Source organism: Clostridium sp. SHJSY1, assembly GCF_031626875.1.
GTDB lineage: Bacteria > Bacillota > Clostridia > Clostridiales > Clostridiaceae > Clostridium.
Map to the genome: position 1 here is coordinate 1 of NZ_JANDMF010000108.1, position 1,836 is coordinate 1,836.

Here is a 1,836-nt window from a genome sequence, read left to right on the forward strand (position 1 = left end):
TTCAGTCCAGCTAGTAGTTGTCAATAGAATTCTAATAGTATGCTGATATAATTTTATTAATATAATTTTGCATAACAAATAAACTATTGAAAAACACGAACAATAGTAAAAAATGGAATATCTAAGTTTAGCTCTTATGCGCTTTGCTTCTCTTGATTTTGTAAGAACATTTTATTATGTAAATCCGGAGCGCGGAGCTCATATTCTTTTTGATCACGAAGTACTGCAAATATATAGTTTACTAGTTTATGCATTATAGCTCCAAGTGCAACTTTGGGCTTCTTGTTTGCTAAATTTTCATTGAAATATTTATATAAAATAGGATTAAAGAGTTCTCCATTGCGTTTTCGTCTTATAGATGTTAATGCTGCACTATACAAGGCTCTACGAGCTGCTTGCGAACCACGTTTAGACATGGAATTTTCATTACCCTTAAATTTTCCAGATTCATTTACAGATGGGTCTAATCCAAAAAAAGCCACAAGATGTTTTGGTTTAATAAATCTTTTATAATCACCTATTTCTGCTACAATTGTTACTGCTGAAAAAAAATCAATTCCTGGAATTGAATCTACATACTTAATACAATTTTTAATATCTTTAGGAAAGCTATCAGAATTGAACACTTCTTTGATTTTTGCTTTAATTTTATCGATACTAGAATTTAATGTTTCTATGAAATTTAGGTTAAGCATTATTTTAAACTCAATTGCGTATGAAGGAATACCTATTTCTAGTGCATCGCTAGCAGCTTTATGCAATTTATCATATATTCTTGTTGACCAATTTAATCCTTTTTTTGCAATTTTATTAATTAGCTTTATTACCTCCTCTGAATTTTCAGCTAAAAATTCAGATGGAGAAGGATATTTTTTTAGTATAGCAACTGAAGTTCCACAAGTAATATCTGAAAAAACCTTATCATAATTAGGAAATAAAATATGCATATCAGCTGATAACTTTCGCTTATATAATGAGCGCATATCTACTTGTTTGTACCATTCACGGCATAAAGACTTTAAACTAAATATTTCTAAATTAAAATACTCTGAATACTTAATATCCTCAAACTTACTAAGTTTTGCAATTGACAAAGAATCTTTTTTATCATTTTTCACTTTTCTAATATCTTTATTTTTGTTAGAATTAGTAATTAGAGGATTAATTAAATTAACCTCTAAGTTTTGTTTTTTTAGAAAGTGGAAAAGAGATAGGTGATAAACACTAGTAGATTCCATGAAAATGCCTGTTTTCATGTTATACTCTCTTTCCACTTTTCTTATTTCTGATAGCAAATATGAAAAACCATCTAACGAGTTCGGAATCTTGAATGTTTTCTTATATAATTCACCTGAATAACTTAAAATTGATATAAGATGAAAGCCTTTAGAGACATCAATCCCAACAACAGGTCTGAAAAAATATTTTGACATAAATACAACTCCTTAAATAAATAATTATAAAATTTAAATAGAGATCCATTATAACAGTAAGATTATATTCTCGTTTGTTACACGGGTAATTCTCTTGAAAAGAGAAACCCAACCAGCTAACATAAAACAACTTACTGATGGAATGATACGCTGAAGGCGGGTATATGTCATATACTTATGACTCCCTGAATATTAATCATCTATCCTCTATTCAGTTTGATTATATTATATTAAAAAGGATGGGCTTCTTTAAGATAAAATTTTGAAATACAAAATATAAGTGGTGTTAGATATGATTTTTATTAGAAATTTTACGAATTATTTAAAAGAAATTTCGTATAACATATGTATAAGATAATTGTATTTCTCTCTCTTTTATCTTAACTACATTATACGAGAATAT

The 1,836-nt window shown here is 27.8% G+C and carries 1 protein-coding gene; it reads right to left on the minus strand.

Going from position 1 to position 1,836, the window contains the following annotated elements:
• Positions 1-134: 134 nt before the first annotated feature.
• On the minus strand, positions 135-1,433 hold the full coding sequence (locus NNC19_RS23325) for an IS110 family transposase (protein ID WP_310941085.1): 1,299 nt from the start codon (positions 1,431-1,433) through the stop codon (positions 135-137).
• Positions 1,434-1,836: the final 403 nt, after the last annotated feature.